The sequence below is a fragment of the Kitasatospora azatica KCTC 9699 genome (assembly GCF_000744785.1).
Taxonomy (GTDB): domain Bacteria; phylum Actinomycetota; class Actinomycetes; order Streptomycetales; family Streptomycetaceae; genus Kitasatospora; species Kitasatospora azatica.
The window spans coordinates 2,250,774-2,274,499 of sequence record NZ_JQMO01000003.1 but is presented as its reverse complement, the minus strand read 5'-3'; the positions used below and the strand labels follow the sequence as shown (position 1 = coordinate 2,274,499).

Below are 23,726 nucleotides of genomic sequence, written 5' to 3'. Positions count from 1 at the left end.
CCGTCAGGAACTCTTCGCGGCCTTGTGCCGGCGCTTCAGCCAGAGCGCGCCGCCGGCGCCGGCCACCAGCAGGCCGCCGGCCACCGCGGTCAGACCCGCACCGCCGCCGAGCGAGGCGACGAAGGTGCCGGTCAGCTCACCCGCCACGGGGGCGGGAGTCTCGCTGGGGGCGTCGGTCGGTGAGGGTGCGTCGACCAGTTGGGCGTTGAGAGCGGTCGGGGCACTGGCCGGGGCGGCCTGGCGGAGCCGGCCGGCGGCGCGGGAGCCGGCCGCCGGGGCCACCGCGGTGCGGCTGGCCGAGGCCGAGGGCGTGGGCGTCGGGGTGGGGCAGCCGCCGCGCTCGGCGACGGCCGAGGCGGCCGGGCTGGGCGTGGCGGACGGCGAGGCCGAGACCGTCGCGGTGCCGGAGGGCAGCGGTGGGCAGCTCGGGCTCGCCACCGCGCTGGGCGAGGCGGCGGACGAGGTCGGGACGGGCGGGGTCGACGGCGCCGCGGCGCCCACCGAGGGCGCCGGCTGCGCGCTGGTCGCGGGCGCGGACGGCGCCGCGCTGACCGCGGGCGTGGGTGAGCCGCTCGGCTCGGACCACGCCGTACCCGCACCGCCCAGGACGGCCGCGACCGTCACCGCCAGAACCCAACTGCCCGTCATCTGTACCGTGCCCAACCCCGCGCCCACCAGCGCCCCACCTTCCCCAAGTCCGGATCGACCGTACCCGATGAAACCTGGTGCCCGGTCACCGGATTGGGGGCTGCGGGGAAGAGTTGTACGACTGTTGCCCTGGCGGCCACCGGGGCGGCGGCGACCGACGGGCCGTCAGGATCCGGTCAGGAGTTGTAGGTGCTCTGGGCCCGCTCCAGACCCTCCGTCAGCAGCGCCTCGACGGCGTCGGCGGCCCGGTCGACGAACCAGTCCAGCTCCTTGCGCTCGGTGGACGAGAAGTCCTTGAGCACGAAGTCGGCGACCTCCATCCGGCCGGGCGGACGGCCGACGCCGCAGCGCACCCGGTAGTACTCGGGGCCGAGCGACTTGGTGATCGACTTGAGGCCGTTGTGCCCGTTGTCGCCGCCGCCCAGCTTGAGCCGCAGGGCCGCGTAGTCGACGTCCAACTCGTCGTGGACCGCCACGATCGAGGCGGTCGGCGCCTTGTAGAAGTCGCGCAGCGCGGTCACCGGGCCGCCGGAGAGGTTCATGAAGGTCATCGGCTTGGCCAGCACCACCCGCTGCCCGACCAGCCGACCCTCGGCGATCTGGGCCCGGCTCTTGTGCGCCTTGAACTTGGCGCCGATCCGCTGGGCCAGCAGGTCGACCACCATGAAGCCGATGTTGTGCCGGTTCCGGGCGTAGCCCTCGCCCGGGTTGCCGAGGCCCACGATCAGCCATGGACCGCTGTAGTCACTCATGCCAACCATTCTTCCTGCCGGATCTCATGCCGCTGCCCCGACTCCCAGAAGCGGGAGCCGGGGCAGCGAAGCGGGTACTACCGCGAAGCTCAGGCCTCGGCCGGAGCCTCAGCGCCCTCGGCGGCCTCCTCGGCCTCCTCGTCGGCGGGGGCGGCCTGGGCACCGATGATCTGCAGCACGACGGCGTCGGCCTCGACGTTGAGCGTGGTGCCCTTCGGCAGGACGATGTCGCCGGCCAGGATGGAGGCGCCGGCCTCCAGGCCCTCGATCGAGACGGTGACCGACTCGGGCAGGTGGGTGGCCTCGGCCTCGATCGGCAGCGCGTTCAGCACGTGCTCGACCAGGTTGCCGCCGGGGGCCAGCTCGCCCTCGGTGTGGACCGGGATCTCGACGGTGACCTTCTCGCCGCGCTTGACCAGCAGCAGGTCGACGTGCTCGATGGTGCGCTTGATGGCCTCGCGCTGCACGGCCTTCGGCAGGACGAACTCGTCCTTGCCCTCGATCGGGACGACCAGCAGGGCGTTCGGGGTCTTGAGCGCCATCATGAGGTCGTGGCCGGGCAGGTTCAGGTGCACCGGGGTGTGGCCGTGGCCGTACACGACACCGGGGACGAAGCCGGCGCGGCGGGCGCGACGGGCGGCACCCTTGCCGAACTCGTTGCGGGGCTCAGCGGCAAGGCGGATCTCGGACATCTGCACTCCTGGGAGGAAGAACGGGTGCAGAAAGCGAAACCGCCGGGCCACACCCTCACATACATGGGGCAGCTCGGCGGAATTATCCAGCGCGTCGATCACGGAGCACACAGAAGCGTCCCTCGCCGAGCAGTCTCACGAGTCTAACCGCACCTCGCGTCAACCATGAAATCGGCCCCCGGCGCAACGAACGCGCCGGGGGCCGATGTCACTGAGGGGCCGTCAGTGGACACCCTCGAAGAGCGAGGTGACCGAGCCCTCCTCGAAGACCTCGCGGATCGCGGCGGCGATCGACGGGGCGATGGAGAGCGTGGTGACCTTGTCCATCTGCAGCTCGGCCGGGCAGGGCAGGGTGTTGGTGAAGACGAACTCGCTGACCCGGGAGTTCTTCAGCCGGTCCGCGGCCGGGCCGGAGAGCACGCCGTGGGTGGCGGCCACGATCACGTCGGCCGCACCGTTGTCGAAGAGCGCGTCGGCGGCGGCGCAGATGGTGCCGGCGGTGTCGATCATGTCGTCGACCAGCACGCAGACCCGGTCCTTGACGTCACCGACCACCTCGGCGGAGAGGATGGTGTTGGCCTGGGTGACGTCCCGGCGCTTGTGGATGATCGCCAGCGGGGCGTCCAGCCGGTCGCACCACTGGTCGGCGACCTTCACCCGGCCGGCGTCCGGCGAGACGATGGTCAGCTTGGAGCGGTCGACCTTCTCGCCCACGTAGTCGCAGAGCAGCGGCAGCGCGAACAGGTGGTCCACCGGGCCGGAGAAGAAGCCCTGGATCTGCGCGGTGTGCAGGTCCACGGCCATGATCCGGTCGGCGCCTGCCTGGGCCAGCAGGTCGGCGACCAGGCGGGCCGAGATCGGCTCGCGGCCCAGGTGCTTCTTGTCCTGGCGGGCGTAGCCGTAGAACGGCAGGATCGCGGTGATGCTCCGCGCGGAGGCCCGCTTCAGCGCGTCGATCATGATCAGCTGTTCCATGATCCACTGGTTGATCGGAGCCGTGTGGCTCTGCATCACAAAACAGTCCGCCCCCCGGGCGGACTCCAGGAAGCGGACGTAGATCTCGCCATTGGCGAACTCGTAGGCCTTGGTCGGGACGAGTTCGGTGCCCAGTGCCTCGGCCACCTCCTTCGCCAGCTCGGGGTGGGCACGGCCGGAGAAGAGCTTCAGCTTCTTCTCACCCGACGTCGTGATCCCGCTCACTGCACCGTCTCCTCGCGTTGCTGCCGCATGGTCCCGCCGCGCCGCACCCGGACGGCGAGGCCGCCCGGGTCGGTGGTCGACAGGGGATTGGGGTACGCCTCGCTCGGGCTACAGCCCCACGGCGCACGTATGTACACCAGGTTACGCGCCCGGCCGCGAAGCGTCCGTCCCGGGACCGCCGGTCGAGACGTCACGTGAGGCGTTTCACGCCTCCGGCTGCCCCGCAGCCTCGCCCAGCGCGGCAGCGGCCGCCTCGGCGGAAGCAGTACCGGAGCGCCTGCGCGCCACCCAGCCCTCGACATTGCGCTGCTTCGCGCGGCTCACGCCGAGCGCACCCGGGGGCACGTCGCCGTCGATCACCGAGCCGGCCGCCGTGTAGGCGCCGTCACCGATGGTGACCGGCGCGACCAGCATGGTGTCCGAACCGACCCGCGCGTGCTTGCCGATCACCGTCGGGTACTTGTTCACCCCGTCCCAGTTGCAGGTGACGCTGGCGGCGCCGATGTTCGCGCCCTCGCCGATCGTCGCGTCACCCATGTAGGACAGGTGCGGCACCTTGGCGCCGGCACCGATGGTCGACTTCTTGATCTCGACGAAGGTGCCGACCTTGCCCTTGGCGCCCAGCACCACGCCGCCGCGCAGGTAGGCGTACGGGCCGACGGTGGCGCCCGGGCCGATCTCGGCCCGCTCGGCGGTGGTGTTGCTGACCGTGGCGCCGGCGCCGACCACGGTGTCGGTCAGCGTGCTGTTCGGGCCCACCCGGCTGGCCTCGCCCAGGTGGGTGGCGCCGTGCAGCTGGGTGCCGGGCAGCAGCACGGCGTCCGGCTCGTAGCCGACCTGCACGTCGATCCAGGTGCTGGCCGGGTCGACCACGGTGACGCCGGCCCGCATCGCCCGCTCGAGCAGCCGGTCGTTCAGCAGCCGGCGGGCCTCGGCGAGCTGGACCCGGTCGTTGATGCCCAGGATGTCGCGGTAGTCCTCGGCGACCACGGCGCCCACCCGGTGGCCGGCCTCGCGCAGGATCTCCACGGCGTCGGTCAGGTACTCCTCGCCCTGCGAGTTGTCGGTGCCGATCCGGGCCAGCGCGTCGATCAGCAGCTTGCCCTCGAAGGCGTAGACGCCGGAGTTGATCTCGGTCACGGCGCGCTGCTCCGCGGTGGCGTCGCGGTGCTCGACGATCCCGAAGACCGAACCCTCGTCGGCGGAGCCGGCCGCGGCCCGCAGGATCCGGCCGTAGCCGGTCGGGTCCGGCACGTTCGCGGTCAGCACGGTGGCGCCGTTGCCCTGGGCGTGGTGCTGCTCGGCCAGCGAGCGCAGGGTGGCGGCGGTCAGCAGCGGAGTGTCGCCGTAGACGACGATCACGGTGCCGTCCAGCGTCACCCCGTCGGCCGCCAGCGCCTCCACGGCGACCCGGGCCGCGTGGCCGGTGCCGTTCTGCTGCTCCTGCACCACCGCGCGGGCGGCCGGATGGGCCGACTTCAGGTGCTCCGCCACCAGCTCCTTCAAGTGGCCGATCACCACCACCAGTTGCTGCGGCGTCAGCTCCTCGGCGGCCGCCACCACATGCCCCAACAGGCTCCGGCCACAGACCTCGTGCAGCACCTTGGGCAGCGCCTTGGACTTCATCCGAGTGCCTTCACCGGCGGCGAGCACGAGAACGGCAGCAGGGGAGTTGGCACTCACGCGGGAGGCTCCTTGGGTGGTGACCGGAGGGCGGGCGGGTCCGTCCGCGCGGCTCCGCACGCCGCGCCGTGGACCAGACCCGAGAATAACCGCGCCGCGCCGGGCGGTCGCACACTGTCAGGCCTGGCCGGGGCGTCGCCGCCCCGGCCGGCCCGCCTGCTCCGCCGGTTGGATTCGAACCAACACTGCAAGGCTTCAAAGGCCTGCGGGCTGCCGATTACCCCACGGCGGATGGCTGCTCAGACCATACCGGAGTCGTCCGCCGCCTGGGTATCGCCGTCGATCCCAAGAGTGACCTCCGGGGCAACGCGGCCCGGCGTGCGGTCGAACGGGATCGGGCGCTCGTTCAACTGGAGTGTGGCCTGCTTCCCTGCGGCTGCCGAGCAACCTACGATGCCGTAAGTTACGCAGACGTAGGCTCCGGCCGACCGGTCGGTCGCCTCCCTCCGCATCCCTCGAGGGACACCCCATGACGATTCAGGCCGACGAGGCGCTCGACAGCGCCCGACCCGTCCCAGCGGAGCCCGCCGCGAAACCCAACAGCCAGGTCTCCGCCACCCTCGGCGGCGAGAAGCAGGGCCTGCCCGAGCGGATCGCGCTGGGCCTGTTCATCGCGGTTCCCTTCCTCGCCGTGCTGGCCGCCGTCCCGGTGGCCTGGGGCTGGGGACTGAGCTGGCGCGACCTGCTGATCGCGACCGCGATGTACTTCCTCACCTGCCACGGCATCACCGTCGGCTTCCACCGCCACTTCACCCACCGCTCCTTCAAGACCGGCCGGGTGCTCAAGATCGCCATGGCGGTGGCCGGCAGCCTGGCCATCGAGGGCCCGGTGGTGCGCTGGGTCGCCGACCATCGCAAGCACCACAAGTTCTCCGACAAGGACGGCGACCCGCACTCGCCGTGGCGCTACGGCGAGACCGTGCCGGCCCTGATGAAGGGCCTGTGGTGGGCGCACATGGGCTGGCTCTTCGACACCGAGCAGACCCCGCAGCACATCTACGCCCCCGACCTGGTGAAGGACCGCGACATCCGGGCCATCTCCCGGCTCTTCTGGCTCTGGACCACGCTGTCGATGCTGATCCCGCCGCTGCTCGGCGGCCTGCTCAGCTGGTCCTGGCAGGGCGCGCTGACCGCCTTCTTCTGGGGCTCGCTGGTCCGGGTCGCGCTGCTGCACCACGTCACCTGGTCGATCAACTCGATCTGCCACGCGATCGGCGAGCGGCCGTTCAAGTCCCGCGACAAGTCCGGCAACGTCTGGTGGCTCGCGGTGCTCTCCTGCGGCGAGTCCTGGCACAACCTGCACCACGCCGACCCGACCTCGGCCCGGCACGGGGTCCTGCGCGGTCAGGTGGACTCCTCGGCCCGGCTGATCCGCTGGTTCGAGCTGGCCGGCTGGGCGCGCGACGTCCGCTGGCCCGACGCGGGGCGGATCTCCGCCCGGCGCGCGGCATGACCCCTCGACTACAGCATGATGGAGGGGTGAACGGGAGCAACGGAGACACCGCAGACGGCCATCGCCCGACCGCCGCCTCGGCCTCCTCGGCCGCTCCGGCGCGCGGCCGCGCCGGCCGGGTCCGGATGACGGGCAAGCAGCGCCGCGAGCAGCTGCTGGACATCGGGCGGACGGTCTTCGCCGAGCGCGGCTACGACGGCACATCGGTGGAGGAGATCGCCGAGCGGGCCGGGGTCTCCAAGCCGGTGGTCTACGAGCACTTCGGCGGCAAGGAGGGCCTCTACGCGGTGGTGGTGGACCGCGAGATGCAGCTGTTGCTCGACATGGTCACCGGGGCCCTCACCGGGGGCCACTCGCGGGAGCTGCTGGAACAGGCCGCCTTCGCGTTGATGGACTACATCGACACCTCCACCGACGGCTTCAAGATCCTGGTCCGGGACTCGCCGGTGGCCCAGTCCACCGGTTCCTTCGCCTCGCTGATCAGCGACATCGCGGTCCAGGTCGAGGACATCCTGGGCCTGGAGTTCAAGGCCCGGGGCTTCGACCCGCGGCTGGCGCCGATGTACTCGCAGATGCTGGTCGGCATGGTCGCACTGACCGGCCAGTGGTGGCTGGAGGTGCGCAAGCCGCAGAAGTCCGAGGTCGCGGCGCACCTGGTCAACCTGGCCTGGCACGGCCTGGAGGGGATGGAACGGCACCCGCGGCTGGTCGGCGAGCGGCAGCAGTAAGCCTCAGAGTTAAGGCGTTGTTTTCTCGATGTCAAGAGGCTTCATATCGACAGAACCCCCGATACACTGATCCACATGGAGGACGAGGTCGACCGCCTGGTCGCAGCATGGCGCCGAGAGCGCCCCGACCTCGACGTGCAGCCGCTGCAGGTCCTCAGCCGGGTCAGCCGGCTCGCCCGCCACCTGGACCGGGCCCGCCGGACGGCCTTCGCCGAGCACGGCCTGGAACCCTGGGAGTTCGACGTGCTGACGGCCCTTCGCCGGGCCGGTCGCCCCTACCAGCTCTCCCCCGGTCAGCTGCTCACCCAGACCCTGGTGACCTCCGGGACGATGACCAACCGGATCGACCGCCTGGCGGGCAAGGACCTGGTGCAGCGACTGCCCGACCCCGACGACCGGCGCGGGGTGCTGGTCCGACTCACGGAGTCCGGGCAGCTGAAGGCCGACGAGGCGTTGGCCGGGCTGCTGGCCCACGAGCGCGAGCTGCTGGCCGAACTGTCGGGCGGGCAGCAGGCGGAGCTGGCGGCGCTGCTGCGGCAGCTGGTCGCGCCGTTCGACAACATCCCGACCTGAGCCGCCGCGCGCCGACTACGGGCTACGGGGTACGGGGCTGCTACGGGGTGCTGGACGCCTGGCTGCCCGAGCTGACCGGTTCGGCCGGCCCCACCCCCGCGCGCCGGGCCAGGGCGACGGCGGCGAGCGTGGAGTGCACCCCCAGCTTGCCCAGCACGTTCTGCATGTGGGTGCGCACGGTGTGCGGGGAGAGGAAGAGCCGCTCGGCCACCGCCTGCCGGCCCAGGCCCGCCACCATGCAGCGCAGCACCTGCTTCTCCCGTGGCGTCAGCGACTCGACCAGGCGCTCGCTCTCGGTGCGGTCCCGGCGGGCCGTGGTGAGCTCGCGGACCACTCCGGTCAGCAGCGTCGGCGGCAGATGGGTCTCGCCGCGCAGCACCCCGCGCAGCACGGTCAGCAGCCGGGTCAGCGAGCTCTCCTTGGCCACCCAGCCGCAGGCGCCCGCGTAGAGCGCCCGCACCGCCCGGCGCGGGTCCTCCTCGGCGGCCAGCACCACCGCGCGCAGCCCCGGGTAGGTGTGGCAGGCGCGGCCCAGCAGGGTGATCCCGTCCACCGGTCGCCGGGCCGACCCGGCCGGCGGCTGTTCCACCGTCACCAGGGGTGGCGCGGGCGGCCGCTGCGGGACGAAAGCGCTGCCCGCACGACGCGGGGCGGGGACCACGCCGCTGGTGGCCCGGCGGCCCGGGAGCGCTCCCGCGGCGGTGCCCGGTCCGGCCGCCGGCCCCGTGCCCGGTTCGGGCTCGACGGGCGGGCGGGGTCGGCGCGGCGGACCGACGGCGGCGCCGGTGCTGCCGAGGTCGGCGTCCACCAGCAGGATGTCGAACGGGCGGCCCTCGGCGGCGGCCCGTTCCAGCGCGTGCTCGGCCGCGGCCGCACTACCCGCCGCGCCGACCTCGATCTCCGCCTCGGCGGACAGCGCGGTGGCTAGCGCCTCGGCGAAGATCCGGTGATCGTCCACCACCAGCACGCGGATCCGACCCATCTCGGTGTCCCCCCTGCTCCGGCCACGGCCCCACCGATACCCGACTCAGCGTAAGGGGTGCGCGGCCGGGCGGTGGCGGAACAACGAAGTTACCCCGGATTGCGCCGGCCCGGGTCCCGACGCTCAGCCGACCCGGTGCGCTCCGGCGGCGGCCGTGGCGGTGAAGGTGGCCGGCTCGGCGTAACCGGCGGCCTGGAAGGCCGCGCTGATGGCCTGTTCGACCGTGCCGGTCAGCTGCTGCGGGACCAGTGCGATCACCGAGCCGCCGAAGCCGCCACCGGTCATCCGGGCGCCCAGCGCGCCGGCCGACACGGCGGTCGCGACCGCGAGGTCGGTCTCGGGGCAGGAGACCTCGAAGTCGTCGCGCAGCGAGGCGTGGCCCTCGGTGAGGATCGGGCCCAGCGCGGCGAACTCCCCCTTGTCGAGCAGCTCGACGGCCCGTGCCACCCGGCCGTTCTCGGTCACCACATGCCGTACCAGCGGCCCGAGTTCGGCCGGCAGCGCGGCCAGCGCCCGGCTCAGCCCCTCGACCGGCAGGTCCCGCAGGGCGGCCAGCCCCAGCAGTTCGGCGGCCCGTTCGCAGCCGGCCCGGAGCGCCGCGTAGGCACCGTCCCCGAGGTCGTGCTTGACCCGGGTGTCGATCACCAGCAGGTCGATGCCCTGCTCGCCCGGCCGGAACGGTACTTGACGCTGCGTCAGGTCCCTGGTGTCCAGGAAGAGGGCGGCGCCCTCGGCGCAGCAGGCGGAGGCCATCTGGTCCATCACGCCGCACGGCACCCCGACGAAGCGGTTCTCCGCCCGCTGCGACAGTACCGCCAACTCGGCCGGTGCCAGGTCGAGTTCGTAGAGGTCGCGGTAGGCGGTCGCGGTCGCGCACTCCAGTGCCGCCGAGGAGGAGAGCCCGGCCCCGCTCGGCACGTCGCTGTCGAAGTACAGGTCGGCGCCGCCGACCTGGTACCCCGCCTCGCGCAAGGCCCAGACCACGCCGGCCGGGTAGCCGGCCCAGCTCGCCACCGCGCCCGGGGCCAGCCCGGCCACCGGCAGGTCGGTGATCCGGTCGTCGCCCTGCGCGCTGTAGAGCCGCAGGCGGCCATCGGTCCGCGGTGCGGCCGTCACCCGTACTGAATGCGGGAGAGCGATCGGCAGGACGAACCCGTCGTTGTAGTCGGTGTGTTCACCGATCAGGTTGACCCGCCCGGGCGCCGCCCACACCCCGGTGGGGGCAGCGCCGAAGATCCGCTCGAACTCGTCCGTCACGTCACGCTCTCCCGCTGGTGCATTAGTTGGTGCTCTTGTTGAACTTCTCCAGAGTGAACGCCCAGGCGTCCGCCACGATGGCGTCCAGGTCGGGGCGCTTGGGGATCCAGCCCAGCTCCTGGCGGGCCCGCTCGGCGGACGCCACCAGCACGGCCGGGTCGCCCGGGCGGCGACCGGCGGTGACCACCGGGATCTCCCGGCCGGTCACCCGCTTGACCGACTCGATCACCTCGCGGACCGAGAAGCCGCTGCCGTTGCCCAGGTTGCAGATCAGGTGCTCGCCCGGCTTGGCGGCGTCCAGCGCGAGCAGGTGCGCCTCGGCCAGGTCGGCGACGTGGATGTAGTCGCGGATGCAGGTGCCGTCCGGGGTCGGGTAGTCGTCGCCGAAGACCGAGATGTGCGGGCGCTGTCCCAGCGCGGCCTGGAAGACCAGCGGGATCAGGTGCGACTCGGGGTCGTGCCGCTCGCCGAAAGTGACATTAAAAGAACTGCCGTACGCGCCCGCCACGTTGAAGTAGCGCAGGCTGACGGCGGCCAGGCCGTGCGCGATCGCCTCGCTGGTGATCAGGTGGTCCACCGCCAGCTTGGTGGCGCCGTAGGCGTTGGTCGGGGCGGTGCGGGCGGTCTCGGCGATCGGGCTCGACTCGGGCTCGCCGTAGGTGGCGGCGGTGGAGGAGAAGACCAGCTTGCGCACGCCGGCCTTGCGCATCGCGCTGACCAGCTCCAGCGAGCCGGCCACGTTGTTGCGCCAGTACTTCTCCGGGTCCGCCACCGACTCGCCGACCTGCGAGGAGGCCGCGAAGTGCAGCACCGCGTCGAAGGAGGAGTCCAGCACCTCGCCGGCGTCCTGGATCCGGCCGCGGACGAACTCGGCCCCGGCCGGCACGCCCTCCACGAACCCGGTGGAGAGGTCGTCGAGCACGATCACCTGGTGCCCCGCCTCCAGCAGGTGGGCGGCGACCACGCTGCCGACATAGCCGGCACCACCGGTGACCAGGTACTTGCTCATGTTGCGACCTCCCGCAGGCGGTGTGCCGCCGCCTCGGGCGACACATCATTGACGAACGCATCCATGCCGGACTCGACCCCGGCCAGGAATTTCAGCTTGCCTACCGTACGACGGATCGAGAACAGTTCCAGATGCAGTGCCAGCTCGGCGCCGCCGCGACCCGGCGCCTGGTGCCAGGCGGCGATGTAGGGCGTGGGCGCCGCACCCTCGCCGAACAGCCGGTCGAAGCGGCGCAGCAGCTCCAGGTACAGGCGCGGGAACTCGGCCCGTTCGGCCTCGGTGAGCTCGGTCAGGTCCGCCACCCGGCGGTTCGGGTAGAGGTGCACCTCGTACGGCCAGCGGGCGGCGAACGGGACGAAGGCCGTCCAGTGCTCGCTGGTCAGCACCACCCGCACGGGGTCGGCCAGCTCGGCGGCCACCAGGTCCTCGAACAGGTTGCGGCCGGTGCGGGCCCGGTGCTCGTCGGCGCTGGCGATCATCTTGGCGGTGCGCGGGGTGACGAACGGGAACGCGTAGATCTGGCCGTGCGGGTGGGCCAGGGTCACGCCGATCTCCGCGCCGCGGTTCTCGAAGCAGAAGACCTGCTCGACCCCGGGCACCGCGCCGAGTTCGGCGGTGCGGTCGGTCCAGGCCTCCAGCACCAGGCCGACCTTGGACTCGTCGAGGTCGGCGAAGGAGGCACCGTGGTCGGCGGTGAAGCAGACCACCTCGCAGCGGCCGACGCCCGGGCGGAGCAGGTGCATCGGGTCGTCCTCGATGCTGCCCACCAGGCTCGCCGAGTCCACGGCCAGCGAGGGGAAGCGGTTCTCGAAGACCACCACGTCGTAGTCGGCGGCCGGGATCTCGCTGAGGTGCTCGCCGTGGCTGGGGCAGAGCGGGCACTGGTCGGCCGGCGGGTGGTAGGTGCGGCCCTGGCGGTGCGCGGCCACCGTGATCCAGTCGCCGGAGACCGGGTCGCGGCGGATCTCGGCCAGGCTCACCGTGGGCTCCAGCGGACGCCTGTCCGGCGCCTCGCGGAGCTGCGACTCGTCCCGGTCGTAGTAGATCAGCTCGCGGCCGTCCGCCAGCTTGGTCGTTGTCTTCCGCACAGTCTTTCCGCCCTCAGTGTGACCGCCTAGCCCGCCTGCTTCACACATAATCAAACATTACTCATCAGCAGTCAACAGAGGACCGCGGATCCGGATATGCCGAAGCGGCCCGCGGCTGGGGCGGGCTGTCAGTGGTTACGGGCTACTCCCGTACCAGGCGGGCCAGCAGGCCGGTGCGGTCGGCCACCGCGGCCGCCTCCAGCCTGGTCCGGGCATTGAGCTTCATCAGGACCCGCTGGACATGGGTGCGGGCCGTGCTCGGGGCGATGCCCATGCCCGCAGCGATCTCCTGGGTGTCCTGGCCCTCGGCGATCCGACCCAGCACCTGCACCTCGCGCCGGGTCAGCGCGCCGAGCAGCCGCAGCGCCTCGTCGTCCGGCTCGCGCACCGGGTGCAGCAGCCGCTCGAAGGCGCCCTGCAGGACCTCCACTGCCACCGCCGCCTCGCCGGCCCTGGCCCGGGTGATCGACCGGTCCACCACCTCGACCCGCTCGTCACTGCGGACATAGCCCGCCGCGCCCGCGGCGAAGGCGTTGGCCACCCCGCGCAGGTCGTCCACCGGGCCGAGCACCACCACCGCGACCTCCGGGCGCTCCTGACGGAGCCGGCGCACCGCCGTGAAGGCGCCCGGCCCGCCGGGGCGGGCGACACCGAGCAGGCAGACCTCGGGACGGCGCTGCGCGACCAGTTCGGGCGCGGCCGCCACCGGCGAGCCGACCGCGAGCACCCGGTGCCCGCGCACCTGCAACGCCGCCGCCAGCGCCTCCGCCAGCAATCTGTGATCGTCGACCACGACGAGCCGTACGCCCAAGGGGCCCTCCCCCGTACCCTGCGCGGTTCACTGCCCGCGCTTCGCGTACCGGCCGTACGCCGCAGCACTGTTGACGCACCATCACAGCGCATGACGGACCCGGGACGCTAGAGAGTGACGGGTTCGATACCGGCGGGGCCGGCTGCTCGCGGTACGGCGGTCAGGACAGTGGCAGGAGGATAACGAAAAAGGCCCCCGCCGTGATGGCGAGGACCTTCTCCTGTGGAGCCCCCATGCGGAATCGAACCGCAGACCTTCTCCTTACCATGGAGACGCTCTACCGACTGAGCTATAGGGGCGAACCGGTCGAACGAGGAAGACATTACATGGTCATCGAGGGGATTGGGAAATCGGTGCCCGCCCGTGGGTGCACGCCCCTCACCGCCGGGCACGCCCCGGCCCTGCCGGTCCCACAGGGTCCTACCCGGCCGCGCCCCCGCTCACTGCGGCAGCCCGCTGGGCGCGCCCCGCACCCTCCGAATACCGCTCCACCGTCAGATCCACACCCCGGGTCTCCGGCAGGGCCAGCAGGCAGAGCACCGCGACCACCCCGAGACCGCACAGGTACCACCCGACCGGCGTGGCCGTCCCGTACGCCGCCGTCAGCCGGGTGGCCAGCAGCGGCGCCGTCGCCCCGCCGACCACCCCGCCGAGGTTGTAGGTGAGCGCGGCGCCGGTGTAGCGCACCCGGGTCGGGAAGAGCTCCGGCAGATAGGCCGCGATCGGCCCGAGCTGCACGCCCAGCAGCAGCGCGGAACCGACCAGCGCGATCAGCATCAGCTCCGGTCGCAGCGTCTCCAACGCCGGAAAGAGCAGCAGCGACCAGAGCGCCGCCGACCCCGTCCCGAGCAGCACGGTTCGTCGCCGCCCCCAACGGTCGGAGGCGCCCGCGCTGAACCAGACCGCCAGCGCCCCGGCCGGCGCCGCCAGCAGCTGCAGGGCGAGCATCGTGGTCCGGGGAACGCCCAACTCGCCCGTGGTGTAACCGAGGGCGTAGGTGCTGCTCAGATAGAACAGCGCGTAACCGAAGGAGAGCGCGCCGGCGCCGAGCAGCACGGTGCGCCAGTGCGCGCGCAGCACGGCCGAGGCGGGCGCGTGCTCCGCGGTCCGTTCCGGCTGCTCCGCTCTGGCCTTCTCGAAAACCGGGGTCTCCGCGATCCGCAGCCGTACGAAGAGCCCGACGCCCACCAGCGCCACCGAGCAGAGGAACGGGACCCGCCAGCCCCAGGCCAGGAACTCGCGCTCGCTGAGCCCCGCCGAGAGCGCCAGGAAGACCGTGGTGGCCAGCACCGAGCCGGCACTCGGCCCGAGCTGCAGGTACCCCGCGTACCGCCCGCGCCGGTGCCTCGGCGCGTACTCGGCCACCAGCAGCGCCGCACCGCCCCATTCGCCGCCGAGCCCGAGCCCCTGAGAGAACCTCAGCAGCACCAGGCAGAGCGGCGCCCAGATCCCCCAGTGCCCGTACCCCGGCAGCAGGCCGACGGCAGCCGTCGAGCCCCCCATCAGTAGCAGCGACGCCACCAGGACCGCCTTGCGGCCCAACCGGTCCCCGAAGTGCCCGAAGAGCACCGCGCCGACCGGCCGGGCGACGAACGCCACGGCGTAGACCGAGAGGGCCGCGAGCAGGGCGCTGGCGGCACCGAGCACAGGGAAGAACTCGCGCCCGAAGACCAGGGCCGCAGCCAGCCCGTACAGGAAGAAGTCATAGAACTCGATCGCCGTTCCGACGAAGGCGGCAGCCGCCACCCGCCCGAGGCCCTCGTCCACACCGAGGTCCGGGGCGCCCTGCTCTGACGCCATGTCAATCGCCATGCCTTCGACCATGCCCGCAGGTCAGACACATCGACAGCCGCCGCCCGGGTGACGGGGGCGCACACCGTTCGTACACACCCCGGGGTGGTGCGCCGGCCACTGCGCCACCGCCCCCTCCCCGCAAGCGGTTTGCATACGGCCGTCACGCTGTGACTATCATCGACTACGCGCTGCAGCTGTTCCGTCACGCCGCCACCTGCCGAGGGGGACCCATGAATGCCGGCTTTCAGGTCCGTCCCGAGGAACTGGCCGCCGCCGGCTCCGCGGCCCTGGCCCTCGCAGCGCGCATCCCCCCGGCAGCCGACCGGCTCGCCGGCGGCCCCGCCCAAGCCGCAGCCGGACTCACCGGCTGGCGCACCGCCGCCGCCCTGCAAGCCTGCGGCGACTCCTGGCGCTCCCTGCTGACCACCCTGGCCCGGGAGTTGGACACCCAGGGCCACAGACTCACCGCCACCGCCGACCAGTACCGCGCCGGCGACCTCTCGGTGGTGGACGCCTTCGTCAGCACCCTGGCGAGCCACTGATGGAGCTCGCCGCCCTCCGCGACGCCCGACTGAACGCCCTGCCCGACTGCGCGGAGGCCTACGAGCAGCTCGCCGGCGCCTTCCGCGACCACGCCGAGGAGTGGCAGTCGGCGGTCGCCGGCCGCACCAGGAACTCCGGCTGGCTCGGCGCCGCCGCCGACACCTGCCGAGCCAGCCTGCAACGCACCGACGGACAACTCGCCTCCGCCCGCGCCGAACTGTTGCTCATCGCCGCCGCCCTGCGCTCCGGCAGCGAAGCCGTGCAGCTCGCGCACGCACGCCTGGCGGACGCGCTGGAGGAGGCAGCCACCGCCGGCCTGACCGTGGACGAGTACGGCCACATCGCCGCACCCCCGCGCGCCGCCGCCGACCGGCACGACCCCGACGCCCGCAACTGCCCCGACCAGGGCCAGGACTTGGCCCTGCGGATCAGCGCCGCCCTGCGCGAAGCCGATGCCGCGGACCGTGCACTGGCCGACCAACTCACCGGCTTCGCCCGCGCCGCCGCAGACGGCACCGGGCTCGACTACCGCGGCTTCGCCCCCGACCCGCTCTCCCCCGCCATCACCGCCCCCGACCTGCTGGCCGCCGCCCTCCCACCCGCCAACGCCACCCCCACCGCCGTAGCCGCCTGGTGGCGAAGCCTCCCACCCGACGAACAACGCCACCTCCTCGCCACCCGCCCCGACCTCCTCGGCAACCGCGACGGCCTCCCCGCCGAGATCCGGGACCAGGCCAACCGCCTCAACCTCCAGCACTACCTGGCCGACTACGGCACCCGCACCGGCCTGTCCCCCGCAGACCAGACCAAACTCGCCGGCTTCCGCGCCATCCAAGACCGCCTCGACCACAGCGCCGACACCCCACCCGTCCTGCTCTACGGCATCTCCGACGAGGGCCAGGGCCACGGCATCCTGTCCTTCGGAAACCCCGACACGGCAGTGAACGTGAGCGCGTATGTGCCGGGACTGGGGACGGAGTTGAGGCACGTGGGCGGGAAGGACGGGGAGCGGGCGCTGAGTGTCTGGGCTGCGGCCCACTCTGCCGATCCGAATCGGGCAACCGCCTCCATGGTGTGGCTCGGATATGACCCACCGCCAGGTCTCGACAGACTCGACCTGCAGACCTTGACCGTCATGGACAAGGCCCGCGCTGAGAAGGGCGCGAAGGCCTACGACCAGTTTCTGGCGGGCCTGCGAGCGAGTCACAACGGTCCCCCAGCTCATCTGACCGCCTTGGGTCACAGCTACGGATCCCTGACCGTCGGCCTGGCCGGCCGGCGCCCCGAAGGAACCGGCGCCGACGAGATGGTTCTCATCGGCAGCCCGGGCACTGGCGCCCGCAGCGCCTCCCAACTAGGAGTCGGCGCGGACCGCGTCTGGGTGGGTGCCGCTGACCACGATCCGGTCTCGTACGCACCCAATCCGCTGGAAGAGCTGACCGGCGATTTCAACCAACGGTGGTTCGGGACGGACCCGGCCGCAGCCGAGTTCGGAGCTCATCGATTCGATGTCGCCGACGGTCCATCACGCAGCTTCGAGTCTCATTCGAACTACCTGGACCCGCGTGGTGGGAACTCGCTGTTCAACATCGGCCAGATCGTGTCCGGACACTCCGACAAGGCGAAGCTGCAGAGCCCACGATGAAGCTGACGAAGGTCCTGCCGCTGCTCCTCGCCATACTGGCGGTCGCAGCATGCCAATCGCCGGCCAGGAACTCATCCACCTCACCCGGGACGACAACCGTGATGACCCCCAATGAGGCCACCACCAAGCTGCGCGGGCTTCTCGACGATGCCTTCTCTGCCATCACGCCCGCGCTTGACTATCGAGAGGGCTGGCCTCACGCCACCGAGAACGAGGTGCCAGAAGGTACCGCCAACGTTGCGCTCGACCGCTACGTCATGACCAGGGTCTCGTCCGGCAAGTACGGCGCACTACTGGGTCTCGTGGAACGCCACTGGAAAGAACGCGGCTACACCATCGAGAGCGTCAACACTGATGCCACGATGCCTGCCATCTTCGCCCGCACTTCCGATGGCTCAGCCTTGAGCCTGAGAGTTGGCTACCCGGGCAACATCACCATCGGAGCGGACGTCAATCCCATTGAGGCCGCCCCGAATCCCTTCGGCCCCGCGCCCTCCCAGCCCACCCTCCCCAACGGCAACCCCGACATCCTCCCCACCCTCGACGACCCCTTCTGGTCGCACTGACGGCAGGGGTCAACCTCAGTCCTGCTCAGTGAACTCGAAGGTCTGTCGGCGGTAGGGCCCGGGGACCATGGCGAGACGGTGCGGCGGCCAGACCTCGGACCGCTCGTTGAGGCTCAGCTCGCCGTCCAGGCGGACGAGCCAGACGTCCTCCGACTGGAAGTGGAGGACGGCGTCACCGGGGGTCCGGGCGAGCAGTTCAGTGGTGAGACGGGTCATGTCGTCCTGCTGGCCGATGATGTCGCCGTCCTTCCCGAGGTCGAAGGACACCGAGACGGTGGGCGAGAACGTGCGGCCCCCGATGAGCGGATCGCCCCAGGGGATCGGCGTCATCGGGGTCACGTAGGTCGAGGTGCCGTACGCCGTGACCGCTCCGTCGCCCACGAGCAGCTCGGTGGTCACGGACGCGTCGAACAGCCGGAGCGACCGGGCGGCCTCGCCGAGGTTCTGGGCGACCTCGTCCACGGAGAGCGGGGTGGCCAGTTCGAGGCTGTAGGAGAGGGACATGTTCGTCTTCCTGCTGGTTTAGGGGTAGAGGTCTGTCACGTTGCTGACTACGTCAATTGGGGTGTCCATTGTGCTGGCTCGGGGCTGAAGTTGTCGCCCGACGCTGCCCGGGGGCGGCGATCAACCGCCCCGGACAGCGCCTGAGCACATGTACTGCCCTTCAGCCCTCCTCGGGGAAGGCGAACTCGTGGGTCTGCCGACGGTAAGGCCGGGGGACGGTGGCCAAGCGGGGCGTCGGCCAGATGTCGGAGCGCTCGCTGAGGCTCAGCTCGCCGTCCTGGCGCAGCAGCCAGACGTCCTCGTAGTCGAAGTGCAGTACCGCGTCTCCAGGCACTTGGGACAGCAGGCCGGTGGCGAGCCGGACCACACTGTCCTGCTGACCCGAGATGTGGGCCGTCTTGTCGAGCCTGAAGACCACCGAAGCCGTTGCGGTGAAAACGTGGCCGTCGATGAGCGGATTCCCCCACGGAATCGGCTTCCGGGGCACCACTCGGACCCAGATGCCATCCAGCGTGACCGCGCCTTCGTCGAGCAGCCTGTCCACGGTCGCGGTCGCGTCCGTCAGCCGCAGCGACCGGGCGACCTCGTCGAGTCTCTGCGCGACTTCGGGCAGGGTGAACGGGGTCACCAGATCGAGGTTGTAGGAAATCGCCATTTCGGCCGTTTTTCTCGGTAGGTTCAGGGGTAGAGCTGGATGATATTTCCGGACTTGTCGATGACTTTGACCTCTTTGAGGCCGCTGACCGGATAGTCGGTCAGCTGTTGTCGCATGGCGGCCACGTCAACAGGGGTGTCCGTCATGTTCAGCACGATGCGGTCCGCCTGGCCCTTGTTGATCTTCTTCTGCATTTCCGAGGCGATGTTGCGGGGGTTGTCCGACGTGGGCGAAAGGCAGTCCATGATCTCGCCCTCCACGCGGTAGTCGGGGTTCTTGGCTCCGGGCACGTCCGGGTTCTGCTCGACCTTGTAGCCGTTCTTCGCCAGGATCTCGGCCGACTCGTTCTCCCGTCCCAACGCGCGGACCGTCGTCGGATCGGCGTTCTTCGGGATGTTGGTGACACGACCGCCTGGGGTGGCCCCCGGGTCGGGCGTCCCCGAAGGAGTAGTTCCCGGATTCGGCGTGCTGCCGCCGCCGCCCCCGCCGTCCCCCGTCATCTGAACCCGGTCGGGCCCCACCGCGTCCTTGGCGATCTGGGTCGCGCCGAGGCCGGCCACACCGAGACCGCTGGCGATGGCGCCGGCCGACAGGACGTTGACCGGGACGCCGATCAGGGCGCCCGCGCCGGTGAGGTCCAGGCCGACGCCAAGGACCTCACCACCGGCTCCGAGGGTCGCGAGCGTCAGACCGAACGCCACCTCCCCCACGGCCCCCGGGTCGTGGAGCATCGCGTTGCCCACGGAGGCCAGGTCCTCCACGGCGGTCTCTCCGACATTCAGCAGGAAGTCCCCGGCGTCGGAGAAGAAGTCGCCGACGTCGTCCCAGAAGCCGGGCTCCTCGGGGGCCTTGTCGTAAGCCTTGGCGATCTTGTCGGCGGCGGTGTCGCCCGCCGTCTTGAGCTGGCTGCGGGCACTGTTCAGCGTCTGCTGCGCCGCTGCGCGCGTGGAGTCACCGGGGTCGGTGAACGGCAGGCTGTGGCCGGCGGCCTTCTCGGCGTCCTGATGCTGCGACTTGGCCGTGTCCGTCGCGCTCTGCCCGGCGTTCCACTGGCGGATCGCGTCCGCCGCCTGCCCTTGCGCCCACGTCAGCGTTCCCTGATAGGACGTCAGCGCGGCAGCGGCGTCGTGGAAGCCGTCACCCGCCTCCAGCCACTTCCCCGGCACGCCCTTGAAAGCGTCCCGGAAGGCGTCGCCCGCCTCTCCGGACCACCCGTCGACGGTGTCGATCCGCTGGAGGCCCTCGCCGGCGGAGTGCAGCGTGTCGCCGTAACTCGTGAGCCAGGCCGACGTCGAGGCGATCGCATCCGGGTTGCCCGGTATCAGCTCGTTCGGATCGGAGGTCTGCCCCAGTTCCTTCGCCACTACTTCGCCCCCGGGTCCGCGCCGCTGTCACGACTCAACGTGCCGCTCAGTTGACCGGCGATCCGCCCGTCCACCTCGCGGTAGGCCTTTACGCTCGCGTCCAATCGCTTGGAGACCGTCTGGGCGTCCTTCGCCAGGTTCTCCACCCCCAACTCCCAGCGGGTGCAGAACGTCTCCAGCACATCGGCCAGATGACCGTGCCCGATGTCGTCCTTCTTCGGGTCGAGATCGCTGACCTTCTTGAACTGAAGCTTCGCCAGAGTGTCGTCGATCCCTGAAGAGGCGTTGTCCAACGCCCCCAGGTCGACCCTGAACCCCTCCGCCATGAGCTCTCCCCCTTCTGCACCCCTACAAGAGCCGAACCGACCCCCAAGATAACGGGTCCGACTCGCCTGTCAGCATGCCGGTTCACCTGCCGTGCGAGGCTGATCTGCCCCGCTTACACCCCGTGCCCTGGCCTGCCGCACCACCGCGCGGGCCTGCGCGATCAGGCCACCGCGCGGGGCGGTCGGGGCAGTCGCCGCCTCCGTCCCGACGCACCTGGGGCACAGGCCGCCGGGTTGCGTCTCGGCGCTACCCGGCGCACGGCAGTTGGCGCACTCCGTTCTGTCCTGCGGGCGCGGGTCACGGTTCGGGTGGGGTGGGATGCGGTCCACGAGGCGGCGGCGGGTGAAGGCTCCGGGGCAGTGGATGGCGGCGGGGAGGCCGGAGGTCATGGCGTGGCGGAACTGCTGCACGGTGATGTCGCGCGCCAGCCATTCGGCCGCAAGCGCCTCCAACTCGGCGCACTCCTTGGCGGACAGCGTCATGCGCCGGTCGGTGGCGCCCAGGGAGGCGAGGGCGCGGTAGGCCTCGGAGCGGGGCGGCGGGGCGGGAGTGGGGTCCTCGCGGGTGGCGCCGCCGCGACGGTCGGCGAGGAAGCGTTCCCACCAGCTGACGGGGCGGGCGGTACGCGAGAAGAAGGTGCGGAACACCCAGCGGGTCAGGCCCTCGCCGACGGTCTCACGCACCCGGAGCAGGTGTCCCGCGCGGGTCAGCACACGCAGCGCGGACCGCACCGCCTGCTGCCCGTACCGGGGTTGCTCACGAGCGAGGGTCTTGGTGTCGATCGCGGCGCCGTCGGGCAGCCGGTCGATGTAGGCGGCGAGATAGGCCTCACGCTCGGGCAGGTGTGCGAAGTCGGTTGGTCCGGCCGGGTGTTGGGACGGCGCGGAACGCTTCCCGAAACCGGGCGCGGCGGTAGGGTAGGCAGTAGCCACAGGATCGACCGTTTCTCGATCAGCAGGTCAGACCCCCGTTCGGTGTTGACGCACCAGCGGGGGTCGCTTTATGCGGCGAACGGTACACCGCGAATGCCGAGCGTGGCCAACTGCTCACAATTAGTCATACTCATTGGCCTGCACGGGAATTGGGTGGGTGGGCGGGAGTAACCACCCACCGTTCCTCAGACAGAGCGCTCGACCCCCGAAGCCCGAAGCTCGGGGACGAACTTCGGCGTCCAACAGAGCGCAAAGCCACGCGCAAACTGGCAACAGTCTGGCCACGCTGCGGTCAGGGTTCGCGGCGCCGTACCGGACGCGGGCGAGGCGGCGGGGGCGTGTAACCCTCGCCGGCCAGCTCCTTCAGGGCTGTGATGCTGTCGGCGCGGGCCCAGGAGCCGGGCCCGACCCAGCTCGCGTACGTTCCCTTGGGGAGTGCCGCGAACTCGGCCAGCGCACGCGACGGCTCCAGCCCCCGTGCCTTTGCCTAGCGCAGATCGAGGAACCAGACAACGGCGGAGTTGGCGCCCACGTCGCCGGCTGCCGGGGGATCTACCCAGCCTGCGGCTTCATCGGCATCGCATGCCCACAGATAACCGAGGACTCCGATGCTGTCGTTCGCCACCGCGACGTACTCGATGGGCTTGTCAGTGAGGTTTTCTCAGCGATGATTGCTTCCAATCCGTTCAGATTCTCGGCGACGGTCGACCCGCCGCGCCCGAACATGCCGTAACGGAGAAGCAGTAGTGGACGCGCCGGTTCGGCTCTGGACCAGCCGACAGCCCTGGCAACAGGCCTCCAGTCTGTGATTGAGTCTTCGACCATGGCTTGGTGGCGAGGCAGAGACAAGAGTTCTGGGGCGGGCGGCGCATCTTCTCCGTCCGTGCCTACGTGTACGTGTTGCGACGGCGCCTTGGATCCGGGCGACCCCCGATTCAACCTGCCCCTGCCGGATCCGGTCGCCAACCTGTCGGTGCGCGACCAGGAGACGCACATCACGTTCCTGTCCGACTTCATGGTCGCTACCGACATCATCGGTGCCTTCACTCGCGCACTGCTTCCGGTCCCCCTGACCGACGGACGGACGGTGACCTTCGGCGTGTGGGTCTCGATCGACTGGGAGACGTACCGCTACATCTCCGAGCTGGGCCGCAATGGCAGCGACGAGGAGTACTCGACCATGAGGTTCGACGGGCTTCTCGCCAACACCCTGGAGCCGTGGGGGCGCAAGATCTTGCGTGCCGAGGTGTCCGCTGCGATAGCCGACTCCCCGTTCGACCGGCCGACGCCACAGATCAGTAGCAGCGCCCACGCCACGGTGGCAGGCATGCTGAGCGAGGCATGGGCGCCACGGAAGGTGCTCACGGGCACCCGCGCCTGGGCATTGCAGTACGACACCGACGCGCCGCCGGTCCCCCACCGCCACTGAGGTCCTTCTCCGTGGAATGGTCTCTGGAGACCAGTGCGGGCGGCTCAGGCCAAAGGTAGGGCCCTGGCCTCGGACAGGCGTGACGCCCCTGGTAGGACAAGTCTCTCTCACAAGATCGTCCGTTGAACCAGAGGCTTCACGTTGGTCGCCTATGTTGCCACGCTCGATGTCCCGCGCCACGTGGTGGAGCACCTGGCCCGCCTGCTCGCCGCTCACCGGCGTCGGATCGGCACCCCGAAGGGCTCGCGGGCGCTGGGTGCGTTCCAGCAGGCGGTGCTGGTGCTGCGCTGGTTCCGCGAGCGTGGCTGTGTGCACTGCCTTGCCCGTGACGCCGGCGTTTCCCAGGCTACGGGCTACCGTTACCTGCACGAGGGCATTGACGTACTCACCGACCAGGCCCCCGACCTGCATGAAGTCCTGGCCCGCTGCCAGCGCGAGGGCATGACGCACGTCATCCTGGACGGCACGCTCATCGAATCGGACCGCCTCGCCGGCGTCCGCGAGAACGGCAATGACCTGTGGTTCAGCCAGAAGCACAAGGCCTTCGGCGGCAACATTCAGTTCCTGTCCGCGCCGGACGGCACGCCGCTGTGGGTCTCCGACGTCGAACCCGGCTCCACCCCCGACATCACCGCCGCCCGCATCCACGCCCTGCCCGCGCTATACAAGGCGGCGGCCGACAGCCTGCCGACCCTGGCCGACAAGGGCTACATCGGCGCGGGCATCGGCATCCTCATCCCCGTACGACGGCCAAAAGGTAAGTCCGAACAGGCACTTCACGTCGACACCCGCACGTTCAACGCCCTGCTCCGGCACGTCCGAGCCCTCGGCGAGCGCACCGCCGCCGAGCTCAAACAGCGGTGGCGCACCCTGCAATACGTCACGCTCAGCCCCAGCCGGATCGGCGACATCGCCCGAGCGGCCCTTGTCCTCAATGGAATCTGGAAGTAATCACCGCTGAGAAAACCTCAGTCCGACAGGTGTACCTGGCCGGCCCACCCTCTCGCAGGCGGAACTGCATGTCCTCATGGAGCTGCGGATTCCGCTCGGCCTCGCTCATCCATCAACCCCTTCTACCTCGATAGGAACTC

The 23,726-nt window shown here is 70.9% G+C and carries 25 protein-coding genes and 2 tRNA genes; 8 read left to right on the top strand and 19 right to left on the bottom strand.

All coding sequences use genetic code 11. From position 1 onward, the window contains the following. Window positions 1–3: 3 nt before the first annotated feature. From BR98_RS39470 to BR98_RS20780, 7 genes are all read right to left on the bottom strand, one after another. Window positions 4–675 (bottom strand): hypothetical protein, encoded by a 672-nt coding sequence (locus BR98_RS39470; RefSeq protein ID WP_198042252.1) that lies wholly within the window; start codon window positions 673–675, stop codon window positions 4–6. Window positions 676–824: 149 nt separating this feature from the next. Next, complete coding sequence (gene pth / locus BR98_RS20800; protein WP_035846758.1) at window positions 825–1,400, bottom strand: aminoacyl-tRNA hydrolase; 576 nt, start codon at window positions 1,398–1,400, stop codon at window positions 825–827. Between the two features lie 89 nt (window positions 1,401–1,489). Further along, on the bottom strand, window positions 1,490–2,092 hold the full coding sequence (locus BR98_RS20795; protein ID WP_035846755.1) for a 50S ribosomal protein L25/general stress protein Ctc: 603 nt from the start codon (window positions 2,090–2,092) through the stop codon (window positions 1,490–1,492). A gap of 222 nt (window positions 2,093–2,314) precedes the next feature. Continuing rightward, the gene (locus BR98_RS20790) at window positions 2,315–3,292 is read right to left on the bottom strand and encodes a ribose-phosphate diphosphokinase (RefSeq protein ID WP_035846752.1); all 978 of its coding nucleotides are present in this window, start codon (window positions 3,290–3,292) and stop codon (window positions 2,315–2,317) included. Then, the gene (locus BR98_RS39465) at window positions 3,289–3,429 is read right to left on the bottom strand and encodes a hypothetical protein (protein ID WP_157537858.1); all 141 of its coding nucleotides are present in this window, start codon (window positions 3,427–3,429) and stop codon (window positions 3,289–3,291) included. Before BR98_RS39465 ends, BR98_RS20790 begins: the two co-directional genes overlap by 4 nt. Window positions 3,430–3,496: 67 nt before the next feature. Continuing rightward, entirely contained in the window at window positions 3,497–4,975 is a 1,479-nt protein-coding gene (gene glmU / locus BR98_RS20785; protein ID WP_035846750.1) for a bifunctional UDP-N-acetylglucosamine diphosphorylase/glucosamine-1-phosphate N-acetyltransferase GlmU, read from the bottom strand. A gap of 159 nt (window positions 4,976–5,134) precedes the next feature. After that, window positions 5,135–5,207: transfer RNA gene (locus tag BR98_RS20780), tRNA-Gln, on the bottom strand. A gap of 237 nt (window positions 5,208–5,444) precedes the next feature. Here BR98_RS20780 and BR98_RS20770 point away from each other — a divergent pair. The 3 genes from BR98_RS20770 (at window position 5,445) to BR98_RS20760 (ending at window position 7,729) form a co-directional block, all read left to right on the top strand. Next, window positions 5,445–6,428, top strand: a complete 984-nt coding sequence (locus BR98_RS20770; protein ID WP_035846744.1) for an acyl-CoA desaturase — start codon at window positions 5,445–5,447, stop codon at window positions 6,426–6,428. 26 nt (window positions 6,429–6,454) lie between these two features. After that, window positions 6,455–7,156, top strand: a complete 702-nt coding sequence (locus tag BR98_RS20765) for a TetR/AcrR family transcriptional regulator (protein WP_035846741.1) — start codon at window positions 6,455–6,457, stop codon at window positions 7,154–7,156. A 75-nt stretch (window positions 7,157–7,231) separates the two neighbouring features. Continuing rightward, a complete protein-coding gene (locus BR98_RS20760) occupies window positions 7,232–7,729 on the top strand; it encodes a MarR family winged helix-turn-helix transcriptional regulator (RefSeq protein WP_035846738.1) in 498 nt (165 codons plus the stop codon). Between the two features lie 40 nt (window positions 7,730–7,769). On the opposite strand, the gene BR98_RS20755 is transcribed toward BR98_RS20760, so the two are convergent. The 7 genes from BR98_RS20755 to BR98_RS20725 form a co-directional block, all read right to left on the bottom strand. Next, a complete protein-coding gene (locus tag BR98_RS20755) occupies window positions 7,770–8,711 on the bottom strand; it encodes a response regulator transcription factor (RefSeq protein WP_035846736.1) in 942 nt (313 codons plus the stop codon). Between the two features lie 123 nt (window positions 8,712–8,834). After that, entirely contained in the window at window positions 8,835–9,968 is a 1,134-nt protein-coding gene (gene galK, locus BR98_RS20750; protein WP_035846728.1) for a galactokinase, read from the bottom strand. 22 nt (window positions 9,969–9,990) lie between these two features. Continuing rightward, entirely contained in the window at window positions 9,991–10,977 is a 987-nt protein-coding gene (gene galE, locus BR98_RS20745) for a UDP-glucose 4-epimerase GalE (RefSeq protein ID WP_035846726.1), read from the bottom strand. Next, window positions 10,974–12,065 (bottom strand): galactose-1-phosphate uridylyltransferase, encoded by a 1,092-nt coding sequence (galT, locus tag BR98_RS20740; RefSeq protein ID WP_035846723.1) that lies wholly within the window; start codon window positions 12,063–12,065, stop codon window positions 10,974–10,976. The genes galE and galT overlap by 4 nt, the downstream gene beginning before the upstream one ends. Window positions 12,066–12,207: 142 nt before the next feature. Continuing rightward, on the bottom strand, window positions 12,208–12,876 hold the full coding sequence (locus BR98_RS20735) for a response regulator transcription factor (RefSeq protein WP_035846721.1): 669 nt from the start codon (window positions 12,874–12,876) through the stop codon (window positions 12,208–12,210). 223 nt (window positions 12,877–13,099) lie between these two features. After that, a tRNA-Thr gene (locus BR98_RS20730) sits at window positions 13,100–13,175 on the bottom strand. A gap of 121 nt (window positions 13,176–13,296) precedes the next feature. After that, window positions 13,297–14,688: an MFS transporter gene (locus tag BR98_RS20725; protein WP_083977540.1), complete on the bottom strand. Its 1,392-nt coding sequence runs from the start codon at window positions 14,686–14,688 to the stop codon at window positions 13,297–13,299. A gap of 212 nt (window positions 14,689–14,900) precedes the next feature. Between BR98_RS20725 and BR98_RS20720 the strand changes: the two genes are divergently transcribed. Genes BR98_RS20720 through BR98_RS36495 form a run of 3 tightly spaced genes read left to right on the top strand, consistent with a single transcriptional unit; the run spans window position 14,901 to window position 17,424 of the window. Next, window positions 14,901–15,212, top strand: coding sequence for a type VII secretion target (locus BR98_RS20720; protein WP_035846719.1), 312 nt, complete (start codon window positions 14,901–14,903; stop codon window positions 15,210–15,212). Further along, complete coding sequence (locus BR98_RS20715) at window positions 15,212–16,858, top strand: alpha/beta hydrolase (RefSeq protein ID WP_051969993.1); 1,647 nt, start codon at window positions 15,212–15,214, stop codon at window positions 16,856–16,858. Before BR98_RS20720 ends, BR98_RS20715 begins: the two co-directional genes overlap by 1 nt. Then, a complete protein-coding gene (locus tag BR98_RS36495) occupies window positions 16,855–17,424 on the top strand; it encodes a hypothetical protein (RefSeq protein WP_157537857.1) in 570 nt (189 codons plus the stop codon). The genes BR98_RS20715 and BR98_RS36495 overlap by 4 nt, the downstream gene beginning before the upstream one ends. A 15-nt stretch (window positions 17,425–17,439) precedes the next feature. Here BR98_RS36495 and BR98_RS20705 read toward each other — a convergent pair whose 3' ends face one another. The 5 genes from BR98_RS20705 to BR98_RS20680 form a co-directional block, all read right to left on the bottom strand. After that, complete coding sequence (locus tag BR98_RS20705; RefSeq protein ID WP_035846716.1) at window positions 17,440–17,928, bottom strand: SitI3 family protein; 489 nt, start codon at window positions 17,926–17,928, stop codon at window positions 17,440–17,442. A gap of 160 nt (window positions 17,929–18,088) precedes the next feature. Further along, window positions 18,089–18,583 (bottom strand): SitI3 family protein, encoded by a 495-nt coding sequence (locus BR98_RS20700; RefSeq protein WP_035846714.1) that lies wholly within the window; start codon window positions 18,581–18,583, stop codon window positions 18,089–18,091. A gap of 23 nt (window positions 18,584–18,606) precedes the next feature. Beyond that, complete coding sequence (locus BR98_RS36490; protein WP_051969991.1) at window positions 18,607–19,947, bottom strand: putative T7SS-secreted protein; 1,341 nt, start codon at window positions 19,945–19,947, stop codon at window positions 18,607–18,609. Then, complete coding sequence (locus BR98_RS20685; RefSeq protein WP_035846712.1) at window positions 19,947–20,273, bottom strand: WXG100 family type VII secretion target; 327 nt, start codon at window positions 20,271–20,273, stop codon at window positions 19,947–19,949. Before BR98_RS20685 ends, BR98_RS36490 begins: the two co-directional genes overlap by 1 nt. Before the next feature lie 69 nt (window positions 20,274–20,342). Next, window positions 20,343–21,206: a hypothetical protein gene (locus BR98_RS20680; protein WP_063774815.1), complete on the bottom strand. Its 864-nt coding sequence runs from the start codon at window positions 21,204–21,206 to the stop codon at window positions 20,343–20,345. A gap of 823 nt (window positions 21,207–22,029) precedes the next feature. On the opposite strand from BR98_RS20680, the gene BR98_RS20675 reads away from it, so the two are divergent. Both BR98_RS20675 and BR98_RS20670 read left to right on the top strand, forming a co-directional pair. Further along, the gene (locus tag BR98_RS20675; protein WP_083976778.1) at window positions 22,030–22,635 is read left to right on the top strand and encodes a DUF2199 domain-containing protein; all 606 of its coding nucleotides are present in this window, start codon (window positions 22,030–22,032) and stop codon (window positions 22,633–22,635) included. A 141-nt stretch (window positions 22,636–22,776) separates the two neighbouring features. Beyond that, the gene (locus BR98_RS20670; protein ID WP_035846708.1) at window positions 22,777–23,586 is read left to right on the top strand and encodes a transposase family protein; all 810 of its coding nucleotides are present in this window, start codon (window positions 22,777–22,779) and stop codon (window positions 23,584–23,586) included. Window positions 23,587–23,726: the final 140 nt, after the last annotated feature.

What these genes read in the sequence shown, in the direction of transcription:
- BR98_RS20770 (WP_035846744.1), top strand. Translation starts at nt 5,445, where the DNA reads ATGACGATTCAGGCCGACGAGGCGCTCGACAGCGCCCGACCCGTCCCA.
- BR98_RS20685 (WP_035846712.1), bottom strand. Translation starts at nt 20,273, where the DNA reads ATGGCGGAGGGGTTCAGGGTCGACCTGGGGGCGTTGGACAACGCCTCT.
- BR98_RS20705 (WP_035846716.1), bottom strand. Translation starts at nt 17,928, where the DNA reads ATGTCCCTCTCCTACAGCCTCGAACTGGCCACCCCGCTCTCCGTGGAC.
- BR98_RS20700 (WP_035846714.1), bottom strand. Translation starts at nt 18,583, where the DNA reads ATGGCGATTTCCTACAACCTCGATCTGGTGACCCCGTTCACCCTGCCC.
- BR98_RS20720 (WP_035846719.1), top strand. Translation starts at nt 14,901, where the DNA reads ATGAATGCCGGCTTTCAGGTCCGTCCCGAGGAACTGGCCGCCGCCGGC.
- BR98_RS36495 (WP_157537857.1), top strand. Translation starts at nt 16,855, where the DNA reads ATGAAGCTGACGAAGGTCCTGCCGCTGCTCCTCGCCATACTGGCGGTC.
- BR98_RS20795 (WP_035846755.1), bottom strand. Translation starts at nt 2,092, where the DNA reads ATGTCCGAGATCCGCCTTGCCGCTGAGCCCCGCAACGAGTTCGGCAAG.
- BR98_RS20715 (WP_051969993.1), top strand. Translation starts at nt 15,212, where the DNA reads ATGGAGCTCGCCGCCCTCCGCGACGCCCGACTGAACGCCCTGCCCGAC.
- BR98_RS20675 (WP_083976778.1), top strand. Translation starts at nt 22,030, where the DNA reads ATGGCTTGGTGGCGAGGCAGAGACAAGAGTTCTGGGGCGGGCGGCGCA.
- pth (WP_035846758.1), bottom strand. Translation starts at nt 1,400, where the DNA reads ATGAGTGACTACAGCGGTCCATGGCTGATCGTGGGCCTCGGCAACCCG.
- BR98_RS20760 (WP_035846738.1), top strand. Translation starts at nt 7,232, where the DNA reads ATGGAGGACGAGGTCGACCGCCTGGTCGCAGCATGGCGCCGAGAGCGC.
- BR98_RS20755 (WP_035846736.1), bottom strand. Translation starts at nt 8,711, where the DNA reads ATGGGTCGGATCCGCGTGCTGGTGGTGGACGATCACCGGATCTTCGCC.
- galE (WP_035846726.1), bottom strand. Translation starts at nt 10,977, where the DNA reads ATGAGCAAGTACCTGGTCACCGGTGGTGCCGGCTATGTCGGCAGCGTG.
- BR98_RS20725 (WP_083977540.1), bottom strand. Translation starts at nt 14,688, where the DNA reads ATGGCGATTGACATGGCGTCAGAGCAGGGCGCCCCGGACCTCGGTGTG.